The sequence below is a fragment of the Bosea sp. ANAM02 genome (assembly GCF_011764485.1).
Lineage (GTDB): Bacteria > Pseudomonadota > Alphaproteobacteria > Rhizobiales > Beijerinckiaceae > Allobosea.
Genome location: NZ_AP022848.1, coordinates 2,423,219 through 2,438,380 on the forward strand (window position 1 = coordinate 2,423,219; position 15,162 = coordinate 2,438,380).

Below are 15,162 nucleotides of genomic sequence, written 5' to 3' on the forward strand. Positions count from 1 at the left end.
TGGTCGTGGGGCCGCCCCCGCTTCGCGCATCGTTGACGAAAGCGGCTTTGTAACTTATAAGTTACATGTGTTCGAAGTCCGGCAAACGACGGCTTTTTCCTGCTGGCTCAGCGGCCTTCGCGACGTCCGCGCTCAGCTTCGGATCGCTGCGCGCATTCGGCGACTTGAGGAAGGTAACGCTGGCGACGTGAAGTCCGTTGGCCAAGGCGTCAGCGAAATGCGGATCGACTACGGGCCCGGTTATCGACTGTATTTCGTCCGGCAAGGCAGGACGCTGGTGATCCTGTTGTGCGGGGGCGACAAGCGGACTCAACCGGCGGATATCGCCAAAGCAAGGCAGATGGCGAAGGAGCTGTGACATGCCTCTCGAAACCACCAAGTTCGACATCCAGGACTATCTCAAGACGTTCGAACAGCAGGCCGCCTATATCGAGGCGGCGCTTGAGGAGAATGACCCGGCTTTCCTGGCGAAGGCGCTCGGGGATGTCGCCCGGGCGCGGGGCATGACGCAGGTCGCTAGGGATGCAGGCGTGACCCGCGAAGCGCTGTACCGGGCTCTCAGCGAGACGGGCGATCCACGTCTGTCCACCTTCCTGGGGGTGCTCAACTCCCTGGGATTTAAGCTGAGGATCGCCGCCTGACGAATAGGCCCGTCGCGCTCAGCCTTCTAGCGAGCCCCTCCGTTCCATGCTCTCAATCGCTGTGAGAGAGCGGGCCAGCCGCTCCCGCTGCGGAGGAGCCAGCCCATGCCGTTCAAGCCGCCATTCCCGGGTATCCATTCGATCGTCTTCGCCCTGTTCGACGAGCAAGAGCGGCTCGACCGGGCGGCGATGCGCAAGCAGGCGCAGATCAGTCTCGAACTCGACGTTCAGGGCATGGCGGCGCTCGGGCTTGCCACCGAAGTCTCGAAGCTGAGCTTCAGCGAGCGCTGCACCGTCATGGAATGGATGGCGGAGGACGTAGCGGGCAGGAAGCCGCTCGCCTTCACGATCTTCGGCTCCTCGGTGGCCGAGCAGGCGGCGCTGGTGAAGGTCGCCGAGCAGAACGGCGCCGACTGGGTGATTCTCCAGCCGCCGATGGTCGGCAGCTTCGGGGCGGCCGAATACATCAGTTTCTTCGGGCGCATCGCCGAGACGACCGCGCTGCCGGTCGCGATCCAGAATGCGCCGGCCTATATGGGGCGCGGCCTTTCGGCGGAGGATATCCGCGAGCTGACGCAGCGCTATCCGAATATCAGCCTGATCAAGGGCGAGGGCACGGTCGTCGAGATCGAGCGGCTGATCGCCGTCACCGAGGGCCATCTGCCGATTCTCAACGGCCGCGGTGGGCTCGAACTCATCGACAATTTCCGCGCCGGCTGCGCCGGGATGATCCTGGCGCCGGACACCATCGACTACGCACTGCGGGCCTATAACCGCTACAAGGCTGGCGACGAGGCCGGGGCGGACGCGGCCTATCGCGAGGTGCTGCCGGCGATCACCTTCATCATGCAGTCGATCGAGACGCTGCTTTGCTACGGCAAGCGCATCTTCGGGGCGCGGGCCGGCATCGCGATCCATGATCGCGGCCCGGCGCTCAGGCCGACCGAATTCGGGCTCAAGCTGGTCGAGCGCTACGCACGCGAGCTGGGCCCCTACAGCAAATGAGCATGATCAGCGATTTCGACTTGAAATGATCCGCGCCTTGGGGCACATGACGCCCACCTGCAGGGGTATAGCTCAGTTGGTAGAGCGGCGGTCTCCAAAACCGCAGGTCGCGGGTTCGAGCCCTGCTGCCCCTGCCAGTCGTTCCGCTGGCGACTTGAAGCCCGGATGCCCAAGCAGGTTGGCGAGGCATCCATGACCCAGAACATCTACGACGACGAGACCTTCTTCGCGGGCTACAGCCAGTTGCCGCGTTCGGTCCATGGACTGGACGGAGCGCCGGAATGGCCGGTGCTGCGCGCGATGCTGCTTGTGTTGAGCGGCAAGCATGTGCTCGATCTCGGCTGTGGCTTCGGCTGGTTCAGCCGCTTCGCGGCGGGCGAGGGGGCTGCCGGCGTGCTCGGCGTCGACGTGTCCGAGAAGATGCTGGAGCGGGCCCGGCGCGAGACGGCCGATTCCCACGTCGCTTATGAGCGCGCCGATCTCGAAACCTATGCGCCGCCGGCCGGCGCCTTCGACCTCGCCTATAGCTCGCTCGCCTTCCATTATGTCGCGGATCTCGCCGGGTTGTTCGAGCGGGTGCATGCGGCGCTGAAGCCGGGCGGCGGCCTCGTCTGCTCGGTCGAGCATCCGATCATGACGGCGCCGGCGCGGCAGGAATGGCTCGCCGATGCCGATGGCCGCGCGGCCTGGCCGGTCAACGGCTATCACGACGAGGGCAGGCGGGTGAGCAACTGGCTGGCAGAGGGCGTGGTCAAGCGCCATCGCACGATCGGCAGCTATCTCGACCTGTTGCTGGGAGCCGGCTTCCGGCTGGACCGGCTGGTCGAATGGGCACCGAGCCCGGAGCAGGTCGCGCATGAGCCGGGCTGGGCGAAGGAGCGCGAGCGGCCCTTCTTCCTGCTGGTCGCGGCGAGCCGGGCCTGAGCCGGACTGCCCGAAAGGGTCTTGGCTAAAGGCCTCAAGCGATGTAAGAGGCTTGCGATGACGGCGCGCAACCCTCCCGGGTTCCGCGCCGCGAATGTTTCAGGACGGCCGATTCGGTGCGCGGCAGTGATGCCGGCCGGATCGGAACCCGAGGTGGTTCATGGCGAAATCCAATCCCTTCCAGTTCCTGCAGGAGGTGCGCTCCGAGGCGTCCAAGGTCACCTGGCCTTCGCGCCGCGAGACGCTGATCACCACGGGCCTCGTGCTCGCCATGGTGGTCCTCTCCAGCCTGTTCTTCCTCTTCACCGACACCGTCATCCGCTGGGTGCTCGGCCTCGTCCTCGGCGCCCGTTGAACGGAATCATGAACGTGAGCACCCGCTGGTATATCGTCCACGCCTATTCGAACTTCGAGAACAAGGTCGCACAGTCGATCCGCGACCAGGCCGCGCAGCGCAACCTCGCCGATAAGTTCGACGAGGTGCTGGTGCCGACCGAGAAGGTCGTCGAGGTCCGTCGCGGCCGCAAGGTCGACACCGAGCGCAAGTTCTTCCCGGGCTATGTCCTGGTGAAGTGCGAGATGACCGACGAGGTCTATCACCTCATCAAGAACACGCCGAAGGTCACCGGCTTCCTCGGTGCCGACAAGGCCAAGCCCATGCCGATCCCCGAGCATGAGGCGATGCGGATCAAGGGCCAGGTCGCCGAGGGCATCGAGCGGCCGAAGCCGACGATCGTTTTCGAGGTCGGCGAGCAGGTGAAGGTCGCCGATGGCCCCTTCGCCTCGTTCAACGGCGTCGTCGAGGATGTCGACCACGCTCGCGCCCGCCTCAAGGTCGCGGTCTCGATCTTCGGCCGGGCCACGCCGGTGGAACTCGAATACAGCCAGGTCGAGAAGCTCTGATCCAGATCGGGAAGCCTTTCCGGGCTTCCCTTCGGCGCTTCCTTATGTCATAGGGCGCGCCTCAACCGCGTGGGAGGCGTGCCGGTCGCCAGCCGGATCACAGGCGCCGCACCACGCACTGCAACCACCCCGGCCCCGATGAAGAGCATCGGCAGGCGGGGTCGTCGTCGTTCCGAATAGGCAGCGGAGCGGACGGCAGGAGCAGCCATCATGGCGAAGAAGATCACGGGCTACGTGAAGCTTCAGGTTCCGGCGGGCGCGGCCAATCCGTCGCCGCCGATCGGTCCGGCGCTGGGTCAGCGCGGCCTCAACATCATGGAATTCTGCAAGGCCTTCAACGCGAAGACCCAGCAGATGGAAAAGGGCATGCCGATCCCGGTGATCATCACCGCGTATGCCGATCGTTCCTTCACCTTCGAGATGAAGCAGCCGCCGGTCTCGTACTGGCTGAAGAAGGCCGCCGGCCTGACCTCGGGCTCGAAGACCCCGGGCAAGGGCGCCAATGTCGGCAAGGTCACCGCTGCGCAGATCTCCGAGATCGCCGAGAAGAAGATGGCCGATCTCAACTGCGACACCGTCGAATCGGCTTCGGCCATGATCCGTGGCTCGGCCCGCTCGATGGGCCTGGAAGTCGTGGGCTGAGGGAGGCTGACCAATGGCACATGTCGGAAAGCGCGTCGTCAAGGGCCGTGAAGGCATTGACCGCACCAAGCTGTACTCGCTCGACCAGGCTGTCACGTTCATCAAGGAGCGCGCCAACGCCAAGTTCGACGAGACTGTCGAGATCGCGATGAATCTCGGCGTCGATCCCCGTCACGCCGACCAGATGGTCCGCGGCGTCTGCAACCTGCCCAACGGCTCGGGCCGCACGCTGCGCGTCGCCGTCTTCGCCCGCGGCGCCAAGGCCGACGAGGCCAAGGCTGCGGGTGCCGACATCGTCGGCGCCGAGGAGCTGGTCGAGACCGTCCAGAAGGGCGAGATCAATTTCGATCGCTGCATCGCGACCCCGGACATGATGGGTCTCGTCGGCCGTCTCGGTAAGGTGCTCGGCCCGCGCGGCCTGATGCCGAACCCGCGCGTCGGAACCGTCACCATGGACGTGACCGCTGCCGTCGCCGCCTCGAAGGGCGGTTCGGTCGAATTCCGCGTCGAGAAGGCCGGTATCGTCCACGCCGCCGTCGGCAAGGCCTCGTTCTCGGCCGAGAAGCTCTCGGAGAACATCAAGGCGTTCGTCGATTCGGTCGCCAAGGCGAAGCCCGCCGGTGCCAAGGGCACGTACATTCAGCGCGTCGCCCTGTCGTCGACCATGGGCCCGGGCGTCAAGATCGAGCCGAACACCGTCATCGGCGGCTGATCAGGCTTAGGGAAGGGCGGCCGGTCATCCAGTCGCCCACCCGCTCTTGATTTCGTGAAGTCAAGAGCCTACTTGGCAGGAGCAGGCGAAGGCGCTATAGCCACGCCTGTTTCCATGAGTGAAGGGGCTCCGGCGTGCCTGGCACGAAGGGGTCTGTTTCGCGTTTTTCGGCGGTTTTCCGCTGAAAGATGGGTGATTGGGGCCGAAGAAAGCGATTTCCAAGGCCGGAATCATCCAGTCCTGTCTGAGACTGCAGGTGCCTTCCCGGTTCGTCCGGGAGCATAATTTCGCCAAGAGGCCTGCATAGACGGTGCAAGAGCTTAGTCCCGGATCGCGAGGTCCGGAAAGACGGTTCGAACCATCTCGCCCGATCGCGGCCCTTCGTGGGTTCGGGAGCGGGGACAGGGCACCAAGCGTCGCTTTGCGGGACGCCGGTGTCAACCGGGGTTTCGGGAAGCGGCATTTGCAACCGGCGGCCAGCCCACAAGGCCAGTCGCCTACCGGAGAGAGCCCAGTGGATAAAGCGGCAAAGAAAGATGCCGTCGCGTCGCTGAACGGCGTGTTTGCGAACACGTCGGTCGTCGTCGTGGCCCACTATGCGGGTTTGACCGTGGCCCAGTTCCAGAAGCTTCGTCGCGAGATGAAGGCGAATGGCGCCACTGTTAAGGTCGCAAAGAACCGCTTGGCCAAGATCGCTCTTGAAGGCACCGACGTCGCGTCCATCAGCAAGCTGCTGACGGGTCCCACCCTGATCGCTTATTCAAACGATCCGGTCGCGGCGCCGAAGGTCGCCACCGCTTTCGCCAAGGAGAACGACAAGCTCGTCATCCTGGGCGGCGCGATGGGCACGACCGCCCTGAACCCCGATGGTGTCAAGGCCCTGGCCACGATGCCCTCGCTCGACGAACTGCGCGCCAAGCTCATCGGCCTTGTCCAGGCCCCGGCTACGAAGCTTGCGCAGCTCACGAACGCGCCCGCCGGCAAGCTGGCTCGCGTGGTTCAGGCCTACGCCGACAAGAATGCGGCTTGATAGCCAGCAAACCCTTATCGTTCGAACCTCTTAAGACAGGAAGTTTAACATGGCCGATCTCGCCAAGCTCGTCGACGAACTGTCGTCGCTCACCGTTCTCGAGGCCGCTGACCTCGCCAAGATGCTCGAAGAGAAGTGGGGCGTTTCCGCCGCCGCCGCCGTCGCCGTCGCTGCTGGCCCGGCCGCCGGTGGCGCTGCCGCCGCCGCTGCTGAAGAGCAGACCGAGTTCACCGTCGTTCTTGCCGCCGCCGGCGACAAGAAGATCGAGGTGATCAAGGAAGTCCGCGCCATCACCGGCCTGGGCCTGAAGGAAGCCAAGGACCTCGTCGAAGGCGCTCCGAAGCCGCTCAAGGAAGGCGTTGCCAAGGACGAGGCCGAGAAGCTCAAGAAGCAGCTCGAGGCCGTCGGCGCCAAGGTCGAGCTCAAGTGAGCTTGGGCCGGCTGATGCCGGTCCGACCGTAGTCACTATCGACAGTCCCGGGGCGGCTCACGCCTCCGGGGCTGTTGCGTCGTTTCCGCAAGGCGCGGCGAATCGGTGAGGCAGATCGTGTGATTTGCCTCGAACGGCTGACCCGGCGGCCTTGCCGTCGGCTCTGCGGGACCTCCGGGTCAGCCGTCTGCAACAGCGGTTCATCGTCGGATGAATCTGCGCGGATGTGTCAAGGTTGGGCATGGCGTTCTCCGCCGGGCCCGAAGAACGCGAGGAACAACATGGTCAATTCGCTCCAGGGTCGCAGGCGCGTCCGCAAGTTCTTCGGCAAGCTCAAGGAAGTGGCGGAGATGCCGAACCTCATCGAGGTTCAGAAGGCGTCCTACGACCAGTTCCTGATGGTAGACGAGCCCAAGGGCGGCCGCGCCGACGAGGGCCTCCAGTCCGTCTTCAAGTCCGTCTTCCCGATCGGCGACTTCTCCGGCGCCTCGCTGCTGGAGTTCGTCAAGTACACCTTCGAGCCGCCGAAATACGACGTCGACGAGTGCCGCCAGCGCGGCATGACCTTCTCCGCGCCGCTCAAGGTGACGCTGCGCCTGATCGTGTTCGATATCGATCCGGACACCCAGGCCAAGTCGGTCAAGGACATCAAGGAGCAGGATGTCTACATGGGCGACATGCCGCTCATGACCGATAACGGCACCTTCATCGTCAACGGCACCGAGCGCGTCATCGTCTCGCAGATGCACCGTTCGCCGGGCGTGTTCTTCGACCACGACAAGGGCAAGACCCATTCCTCGGGCAAGCTGCTCTTCGCCGCGCGCATCATCCCCTATCGCGGGTCCTGGCTCGATATCGAGTTCGACGCCAAGGACATCGTCTATGCCCGCATCGACCGGAAGCGTAAGATCCCGGTCACCTCGCTGCTGTTCGCGCTCGGCATGGACGGCGAGGAGATCCTCAGCCGGTTCTACAACCACATCACCTACACCAAGGACGCCAAGGGCTGGCGCGTTCCCTATGACGCGGAGCGCATGAAGGGCTTCAAGGCCTCCGAGGACCTGATCGACGCCGATACCGGCGAGGTCGTGGTCGAGGCCGGCAAGAAGCTCGTCGCCCGCACCGCCCGCCAGCTCGCCGAGAAGGGCCTGAAGTTCCTGCGCGCGCAGGACGAGGACCTGTACACCCAGTACATCGCCGAGGACCTGGTCAACCCGGCGACGGGCGAGGTCTATGCCGAGGCCGGCGAGGAGATCACCGAGAAGCTGCTGAAGCAGCTCGTCGATGACGGCTTCGACGAGATTCCGGTGCTCGACATCGACCACATCACGGTCGGCCCCTATATCCGCAACACGCTCAACGTCGACAAGAACTCGCGCCGCGAGGAAGCCCTGTTCGACATCTACCGCGTGATGCGTCCGGGCGAGCCGCCGACGCTCGAAACCGCCGAGAACATGTTCCAGTCGCTGTTCTTCGACGCCGAGCGCTACGACCTCTCGGCCGTCGGCCGCGTCAAGATGAACATGCGCCTCGACCTCGACGCTGAGGACACCGTGCGCATCCTGCGCAAGGAAGACATCTTCGCGGTCGTCAAGGCGCTGGTCGACCTGCGCGACGGCAAGGGCGAGATCGACGACATCGACCATCTCGGCAACCGCCGCGTGCGCTCGGTCGGCGAGCTCATGGAGAACCAGTACCGCCTGGGCCTGCTCCGCATGGAGCGCGCCATCAAGGAGCGCATGTCCTCGGTCGATATCGACACGGTCATGCCGCAGGACCTGATCAATGCGAAGCCGGCCGCCGCCGCCGTGCGCGAGTTCTTCGGCTCGTCGCAGCTCTCGCAGTTCATGGACCAGACGAACCCGCTCTCGGAAGTCACTCACAAGCGCCGTCTTTCGGCGCTTGGCCCGGGCGGCCTGACCCGCGAGCGCGCCGGCTTCGAGGTGCGCGACGTGCACCCGACGCATTATGGCCGCATCTGCCCGATCGAGACGCCGGAAGGCCCGAATATCGGTCTGATCAACTCGCTCGCCACCTTCGCGCGGGTGAACAAGTACGGCTTCATCGAGAGCCCGTATCGCCGCATCCGTGACGGCAAGGTCACGAACGAGGTGATCTATCTCTCGGCGATGGAAGAGGCGAAGTACAACGTCGCCCAGGCGAACGCCGCCGTCGACGCTGAGGGCCGCCTGACGGACGACCTGATCGTCTGCCGCCGCGCCGGCGAGGTCATCGTCACTCCGGTCGACAAGGTCGACTTCCAGGACGTGTCGCCGAAGCAGCTCGTCTCGGTCGCCGCGGCGCTGATCCCGTTCCTCGAGAACGACGACGCCAACCGCGCGCTGATGGGCTCGAACATGCAGCGCCAGGCGGTGCCGCTGGTTCGCGCCGACGCGCCCTTCGTCGGGACCGGCATGGAAGCGGTCGTCGCCCGTGACTCGGGCGCCGCGATCGCGGCCCGCCGCGGCGGTATCGTCGACCAGGTCGACGCGACCCGTATCGTCATCCGCGCTTCGGACGAGATGGATCCGACGAAGCCGGGCGTCGACATCTATCGCCTGCAGAAGTTCCAGCGCTCCAACCAGTCGACCTGCATCACGCAGCGTCCGCTGGTCCGCGTCGGCGACATCGTCAAGAAGGGCGACATCGTCGCCGACGGCCCGTCGACGGAGTTCGGCGAGCTCGCGCTCGGCCGCAACGTGCTCGTCGCGTTCATGCCGTGGAACGGCTACAACTTCGAGGACTCGATCCTTCTCTCCGAGAACATCGTGGCCCAGGACGTCTTCACCTCGATCCATATCGAGGAGTTCGAGGTCATGGCCCGCGACACCAAGCTCGGCCCGGAGGAGATCACGCGCGACATTCCGAACGTCTCGGAAGAGGCGCTGAAGAACCTCGACGAAGCCGGCATCGTCTATATCGGCGCTGAGGTGGCGGCAGGCGACATCCTCGTCGGCAAGATCACGCCGAAGGGCGAGAGCCCGATGACCCCGGAAGAGAAGCTGCTGCGCGCCATCTTCGGCGAGAAGGCTTCGGACGTGCGCGATACCTCGCTGCGCGTTCCGCCCGGCGTGCAGGGCACGATCGTCGAGGTCCGCGTGTTCAACCGCCATGGCGTCGACAAGGACGAGCGCGCCCAGGCGATCGAGCGCGAGGAGATCGAGCGTCTCGCCAAGGACCGTGACGACGAGCAGGCGATCCTGGACCGCAACACCTTCGCGCGTCTGGCCGAGATCCTGACCGGCAAGACTGGCCTTGCCGGCCCGAAGGGCTTCAAGAAGGACACGGTCATCACCCGCGAGGTGATGAGCGAGTTCCCGCGTTCGCAGTGGTGGCTGTTCGCGACCGCCGAAGACTCGCTGATGACCGAGATCGAGGCGATGCGGAAGCAGTACGACGAGTCGAAGAAGCGCCTCGAGCAGCGCTTCCTCGACAAGGTCGAGAAGCTGCAGCGCGGCGACGAGCTGCCGCCGGGCGTGATGAAGATGGTCAAGGTCTTCGTCGCTGTGAAGCGCAAGATCCAGCCGGGCGACAAGATGGCCGGCCGCCACGGCAACAAGGGCGTGGTTTCGCGCATCGTGCCGGTGGAGGACATGCCGTTCCTTGAGGACGGCACCCATGCCGACATCGTGCTGAACCCGCTCGGCGTGCCTTCGCGCATGAACGTGGGTCAGATCCTGGAGACCCATCTGGGCTGGGCTGCCGCCGGCCTCGGCAAGCAGATCTCGAAGGCTCTTGACGCCTACAAGAAGTCCAACGACTTCAAGGCGCTGAAGGCCGAGTTCGACGCCGTCTACGAGGATAACGAGATCATCGCCTCGATGAACGAGAACGAGCTCGTCGAGATGGGCCAGAACCTGCGCCGCGGCGTCCCCGTCGCGACCCCGGTGTTCAACGGCGCCAAGGAAGCCGATATCGAGCGGCTCCTGGAGCAGGCCGGCCTGCATAGCTCTGGTCAGTCGACCCTCTATGACGGCCGCACGGGCGAGCCTTTCGACCGCAAGGTGACGATGGGCTACATCTACATGCTCAAGCTGCACCACCTGGTCGACGACAAGATCCACGCCCGCTCGATCGGCCCGTACTCGCTCGTCACCCAGCAGCCGCTGGGCGGCAAGGCGCAGTTCGGCGGCCAGCGCTTCGGCGAAATGGAGGTCTGGGCGCTCGAAGCCTACGGCGCCGCCTACACGCTGCAGGAAATGCTGACGGTGAAGTCGGACGACGTCGCGGGCCGCACCAAGGTCTACGAGTCGATCGTGCGCGGCGAGGACAATTTCGAGGCGGGCATCCCCGAGAGCTTCAACGTTCTCGTCAAGGAAATGCGCTCGCTCGGCCTCAATGTCGAGCTGGTCAACAACAAGGTGAAGCCGGGCGAGTTGCCGCCGGCCGAAGCGGCCGAGTGAGCCGCTAGACGAACCTTGGATATTCGCCGGCGGCACTGACGCCGCCGGCTGACGGAATTGACGAGCCGGGCAGGGCGGCCTTGAGCCCCACCGGCGGAAGGAGACAGGCGATGAAGCAAGAGGTCATGAACCTTTTCGGCCAGCAGCCGGTCCAGCAGGCCTTCGACGCGATCAAGATCTCGATCGCGAGCCCGGAGAAGATCCTGTCCTGGTCCTATGGCGAGATCAAAAAGCCGGAGACCATCAACTACCGCACGTTCAAGCCGGAGCGTGACGGCCTGTTCTGCGCGCGCATCTTCGGGCCGATCAAGGACTACGAGTGCCTGTGCGGCAAGTACAAGCGCATGAAGTTCAAGGGCGTCATCTGCGAGAAGTGCGGCGTCGAAGTCACGCTCGCCCGCGTCCGGCGCGAGCGCATGGGCCATATCGAGCTCGCCGCGCCCGTCGCGCATATCTGGTTCCTGAAGTCGCTGCCCTCGCGCATCGGCCTCCTGATGGATATGCCGCTCAAGGACCTGGAGCGCATCCTCTATTTCGAAAGCTACGTCGTCATCGAGCCGGGCCTGACCCCGCTCAAGGACCGTCAGCTCCTGTCGGAGGAAGAGTACGTCCGGGCTCAGGAAGAGTACGGCGCGGACACCTTCACCGCCATGATCGGCGCGGAAGCCATCCGCGAGATGCTGCGCGCGCTCGACCTCGACCAGATCAACGCCGATCTCAAGCATGAGATCGCGACGACGACGTCGGAGTTGAAGCCCAAGAAGCTGATGAAGCGCCTCAAGATCATCGAGGCCTTCCAGGAATCGGGCAACAAGCCGGAATGGATGGTGATGACCCAGATCCCGGTCATCCCGCCGGATCTGCGCCCGCTCGTTCCGCTCGACGGCGGCCGCTTCGCGACCTCGGACCTGAACGACCTCTATCGCCGCGTCATCAACCGCAACAACCGCCTGAAGCGCCTGATCGAGCTGCGCGCGCCGGACATCATCATCCGCAACGAGAAGCGGATGCTGCAGGAATCCGTCGACGCGCTGTTCGACAACGGCCGCCGCGGCCGCGTCATCACGGGTGCCAACAAGCGCCCGCTGAAGTCGCTCGCCGACATGCTGAAGGGCAAGCAGGGCCGCTTCCGCCAGAACCTGCTCGGCAAGCGCGTCGACTATTCCGGCCGCTCGGTCATCGTCGTCGGCCCGGAGATGAAGCTGCACCAGTGCGGCCTGCCGAAGAAGATGGCGCTGGAGCTGTTCAAGCCGTTCATCTATGCGCGCCTCGACGCCAAGGGCTACTCGACCACGGTCAAGCAGGCCAAGAAGCTCGTCGAGAAGGAGAAGCCGGAGGTCTGGGATATCCTGGACGAGGTCATCCGCGAGCATCCGGTGATGCTGAACCGCGCCCCGACGCTGCACCGCCTGGGCATCCAGGCCTTCGAGCCCGTGCTGATCGAGGGCAAGGCGATCCAGCTCCATCCGCTGGTCTGCGCCGCCTTCAACGCCGACTTCGACGGCGACCAGATGGCCGTGCACGTGCCCCTGTCGCTGGAAGCGCAGCTCGAAGCGCGCGTGCTGATGATGTCGACCAACAACATCCTGCACCCGGCGAACGGTATGCCGATCATCGTGCCGTCGCAGGACATCGTGCTCGGCCTCTACTATCTCTCGATCGTCTCGGACGGCGAGCCGGGCCAGGGCAAGATCTTCGGCGATTTCGGTGAGCTCGAATACGCGCTGCACGAGAAGGTCGTAACGCTGCATTCGAAGATCAAATACCGCTGGACCGGCATCGGCCATGACGGCAAGCCGTACACGAAGATCTACGACACCACGCCGGGCCGCGTGATCCTCTCGACCGCGCTGCCGGAGCACCCGGCCGTGTCCTTCGACGTCGTCAACAAGCTGATGACGAAGAAGGAGATCTCCGGAATGATCGACGCCGTATATCGCGGCTGCGGTCAGAAGGAATCGGTGATCTTCTGCGATCGCGTCATGGGGCTGGGCTTCAAGCACGCCTTCAAGGCCGGCATCTCCTTCGGCAAGGACGACATGGTCGTGCCGGAGAACAAGTGGCAGATCGTCGACACGACCCGCGCGCTCGCCAAGGATTACGAGCAGCAGTACCAGGACGGCCTGATCACCCAGGGCGAGAAGTACAACAAGGTCGTCGACGCCTGGGCGAAGTGCTCCGACAAGCTCGCACAGGAGATGATGGCCCGCATCTCGACCGTCCAGAAGGACGAGACCGGCCGCGACAAGCAGATCAACTCGATCTACATGATGAGCCACTCGGGCGCCCGTGGTTCGCCGGCGCAGATGCGCCAGCTCGCCGCCATGCGCGGCCTGATGGCCAAGCCGTCGGGCGAGATCATCGAGAGCCCGATCATCTCGAACTTCAAGGAAGGCCTCGACGTTCTCGAGTACTTCAACTCGACCCACGGCGCCCGCAAGGGTCTCGCCGACACGGCGCTCAAGACGGCCAACTCCGGCTATCTCACCCGCCGTCTCGTCGACGTGGCGCAGGACGCGATCATCTCCGAGACGGATTGCGGCTCGGATAACGGCATCAAGATGCGCGCCATCGTCGATGCCGGCCAGGTCGTGGCTTCGCTCGGCATGCGCATCCTGGGCCGCGCTGCGGCCGAGGACGTGGTGGACGGCGACGGCAACGTCCTCGTCGCCAAGGGCGTCGTGATCGAGGAAAGCGACATCGCCAGGATCAACGCCGCCGGCGTCCAGGAGGTGAAGATCCGCTCGGTTCTCACCTGCGAGACCAAGAACGGCGTCTGCGCCACCTGCTACGGTCGCGACCTCGCTCGCGGCACGCCCGTCAACATGGGCGAGGCCGTCGGCGTCATCGCGGCGCAGTCGATCGGCGAGCCGGGCACGCAGCTCACCATGCGTACCTTCCACATCGGCGGCGCGGCCACCATCGCCGACCAGTCCTTCGTCGAGTCGAACTTCGAAGGCACGGTCAAGATGCGCAACCGCAACGTCGCGCGGAACTCGGACGGCGACCTCATCGCCATGGCGCGCAACATCGCCATCGTGATCGTCGGCCCGGACGGCGCCGAGCGCGCGGTCCATCGCGTCCAGTTCGGCTCCAAGCTGCGCGTCGACGAGGGCGACAAGGTCAAGCGCGGCCAGCGCCTGATCGAGTGGGATCCCTATTCCCGCCCGATCCTCGCGGAGGTGGACGGCAAGGTCGGCTACGAGGACCTCGTGGACGGCATGTCGATCACCGAGACGACCGACGAGGCGACCGGCATCTCGAAGCGCGTCGTCATCGACTGGCGCGGCTCGGCCCGTACGGCCGATCTCAAGCCGGCGATGGTGATCCAGAGCGCCGACGGCAAGGTTGCGAAGCTCGCCCGCGGCGGCGATGCCCGCTACATCCTGCCGGTCGACGGCATCATCTCGGTCGAGCCCGGCGCGACCGTGAAGGCCGGCGACGTGCTCGCCCGTGTCTCGACCGACTCGGCCAAGACCCGCGACATCACCGGCGGTCTGCCGCGCGTCGCGGAGCTGTTCGAGGCGCGTCGTCCGAAGGATGCGGCGATCATTGCCGAGAAGTCGGGCGTGATCGGCTTCGGCAAGGACTACAAGAACAAGCGTCGCGTCACGCTGACGCCGCATGACGGTTCCGACGGGGTCGAGTACCTGATCCCGAAGGGCAAGCACATCCATCTCCAGGACGGCGACGTCGTGGAGGTCGGCGACTACATCCTCGACGGCAATCCGGCCCCGCACGATATCCTTGCGATCAAGGGCGTCGAGGAGCTGGCGGCTTATCTGGTCAACGAAATCCAGGAGGTCTATCGCCTCCAGGGCGTGACCATCAACGACAAGCACATCGAGGTCATCGTCCGGCAGATGCTGCAGAAGGTCGAGATCACTGAGTCCGGCGACAGCGACATCCTGACCGGCGACCAGGTCGATCGGATCGAGCTGGAAGAGGTCAACGCGAAGCTGCGCGAAGAGGGCAAGAAGCCGGCCTCCGGCGTTCCGGTCCTGCTCGGCATCACCAAGGCCTCGCTGCAGACCCGCTCCTTCATCTCGGCGGCGTCCTTCCAGGAGACCACCCGCGTCCTCACCGAGGCGGCGGTCAACGGCAAGTCGGACATGCTCGAAGGCCTCAAGGAGAACGTCATCGTCGGCTCGCTCATCCCGGCCGGCACCGGCGCCCAGGTCGCCCGCATCAAGCAGGTCGCCACGCGCCGCGACGACCTCATCGTCGGCCAGAAGGCGGATGCGGCGGCCAAGGCTGCTGCGGAAGCCGCGGCGGTGCTTCCGGCTGCCGAGTAAGCGGTCGGCAGCAGGCGCGTTCGGCAATCATCGGAAAGGCCGCCCCTCCCGGGCGGCCTTTTTGTTTCAAGCAGGGGAGGGCGGCGGACCATCTCGGCGGATCGCCACAAAACCCCGGCGTTTTCGGCCATTTCGGGGTTGACGCGAATCTCCGCGTGAGTCATAAGCGCGCCACTG

Annotated in this window: 12 protein-coding genes and 1 tRNA gene; all 13 read left to right on the forward strand. The window is 65.0% G+C overall.

The genetic code is table 11. The features are described 5' to 3' along the window. Positions 1-67: 67 nt before the first annotated feature. On the forward strand, positions 68-358 hold the full coding sequence (locus OCUBac02_RS11670; protein ID WP_173049516.1) for a type II toxin-antitoxin system RelE/ParE family toxin: 291 nt from the start codon (positions 68-70) through the stop codon (positions 356-358). 1 nt (position 359) lies between these two features. Continuing rightward, positions 360-641 (forward strand): addiction module antidote protein, encoded by a 282-nt coding sequence (locus tag OCUBac02_RS11675; RefSeq protein WP_173045790.1) that lies wholly within the window; start codon positions 360-362, stop codon positions 639-641. A 105-nt stretch (positions 642-746) separates the two neighbouring features. Next, positions 747-1,646, forward strand: a complete 900-nt coding sequence (locus tag OCUBac02_RS11680; RefSeq protein ID WP_173045792.1) for a dihydrodipicolinate synthase family protein — start codon at positions 747-749, stop codon at positions 1,644-1,646. A gap of 61 nt (positions 1,647-1,707) precedes the next feature. Further along, positions 1,708-1,783, forward strand: a tRNA-Trp gene (locus tag OCUBac02_RS11685). Between the two features lie 55 nt (positions 1,784-1,838). Continuing rightward, positions 1,839-2,570 (forward strand): class I SAM-dependent methyltransferase, encoded by a 732-nt coding sequence (locus tag OCUBac02_RS11690; RefSeq protein WP_173045793.1) that lies wholly within the window; start codon positions 1,839-1,841, stop codon positions 2,568-2,570. 160 nt (positions 2,571-2,730) lie between these two features. Next, positions 2,731-2,925, forward strand: a complete 195-nt coding sequence (gene secE, locus OCUBac02_RS11695) for a preprotein translocase subunit SecE (RefSeq protein ID WP_047577925.1) — start codon at positions 2,731-2,733, stop codon at positions 2,923-2,925. Positions 2,926-2,939: 14 nt separating this feature from the next. Beyond that, complete coding sequence (nusG, locus tag OCUBac02_RS11700) at positions 2,940-3,473, forward strand: transcription termination/antitermination protein NusG (protein WP_047577926.1); 534 nt, start codon at positions 2,940-2,942, stop codon at positions 3,471-3,473. Between the two features lie 210 nt (positions 3,474-3,683). After that, on the forward strand, positions 3,684-4,115 hold the full coding sequence (rplK, locus tag OCUBac02_RS11705; protein ID WP_047577922.1) for a 50S ribosomal protein L11: 432 nt from the start codon (positions 3,684-3,686) through the stop codon (positions 4,113-4,115). 13 nt (positions 4,116-4,128) lie between these two features. Then, positions 4,129-4,827, forward strand: a complete 699-nt coding sequence (gene rplA, locus OCUBac02_RS11710) for a 50S ribosomal protein L1 (protein WP_047577919.1) — start codon at positions 4,129-4,131, stop codon at positions 4,825-4,827. 514 nt (positions 4,828-5,341) lie between these two features. Continuing rightward, positions 5,342-5,857, forward strand: coding sequence for a 50S ribosomal protein L10 (gene rplJ, locus OCUBac02_RS11715; RefSeq protein ID WP_047577917.1), 516 nt, complete (start codon positions 5,342-5,344; stop codon positions 5,855-5,857). 49 nt (positions 5,858-5,906) lie between these two features. Continuing rightward, on the forward strand, positions 5,907-6,287 hold the full coding sequence (rplL, locus tag OCUBac02_RS11720) for a 50S ribosomal protein L7/L12 (protein WP_173045795.1): 381 nt from the start codon (positions 5,907-5,909) through the stop codon (positions 6,285-6,287). Between the two features lie 281 nt (positions 6,288-6,568). Further along, entirely contained in the window at positions 6,569-10,690 is a 4,122-nt protein-coding gene (rpoB, locus tag OCUBac02_RS11725) for a DNA-directed RNA polymerase subunit beta (RefSeq protein WP_173045797.1), read from the forward strand. 110 nt (positions 10,691-10,800) lie between these two features. Next, complete coding sequence (rpoC, locus tag OCUBac02_RS11730) at positions 10,801-14,985, forward strand: DNA-directed RNA polymerase subunit beta' (RefSeq protein ID WP_047577905.1); 4,185 nt, start codon at positions 10,801-10,803, stop codon at positions 14,983-14,985. The last annotated feature ends 177 nt before the right edge of the window (positions 14,986-15,162 follow it).

Excerpts from the sequence above, each read along its gene's own strand:
- OCUBac02_RS11675 (WP_173045790.1), top strand. The coding sequence starts at position 360 with ATGCCTCTCGAAACCACCAAGTTCGACATCCAGGACTATCTCAAGACG.
- OCUBac02_RS11680 (WP_173045792.1), top strand. The coding sequence starts at position 747 with ATGCCGTTCAAGCCGCCATTCCCGGGTATCCATTCGATCGTCTTCGCC.
- OCUBac02_RS11690 (WP_173045793.1), top strand. The coding sequence starts at position 1,839 with ATGACCCAGAACATCTACGACGACGAGACCTTCTTCGCGGGCTACAGC.
- secE (WP_047577925.1), top strand. The coding sequence starts at position 2,731 with ATGGCGAAATCCAATCCCTTCCAGTTCCTGCAGGAGGTGCGCTCCGAG.
- rplK (WP_047577922.1), top strand. The coding sequence starts at position 3,684 with ATGGCGAAGAAGATCACGGGCTACGTGAAGCTTCAGGTTCCGGCGGGC.
- rplA (WP_047577919.1), top strand. The coding sequence starts at position 4,129 with ATGGCACATGTCGGAAAGCGCGTCGTCAAGGGCCGTGAAGGCATTGAC.
- rplL (WP_173045795.1), top strand. The coding sequence starts at position 5,907 with ATGGCCGATCTCGCCAAGCTCGTCGACGAACTGTCGTCGCTCACCGTT.
- rpoB (WP_173045797.1), top strand. The coding sequence starts at position 6,569 with ATGGTCAATTCGCTCCAGGGTCGCAGGCGCGTCCGCAAGTTCTTCGGC.
- rpoC (WP_047577905.1), top strand. The coding sequence starts at position 10,801 with ATGAAGCAAGAGGTCATGAACCTTTTCGGCCAGCAGCCGGTCCAGCAG.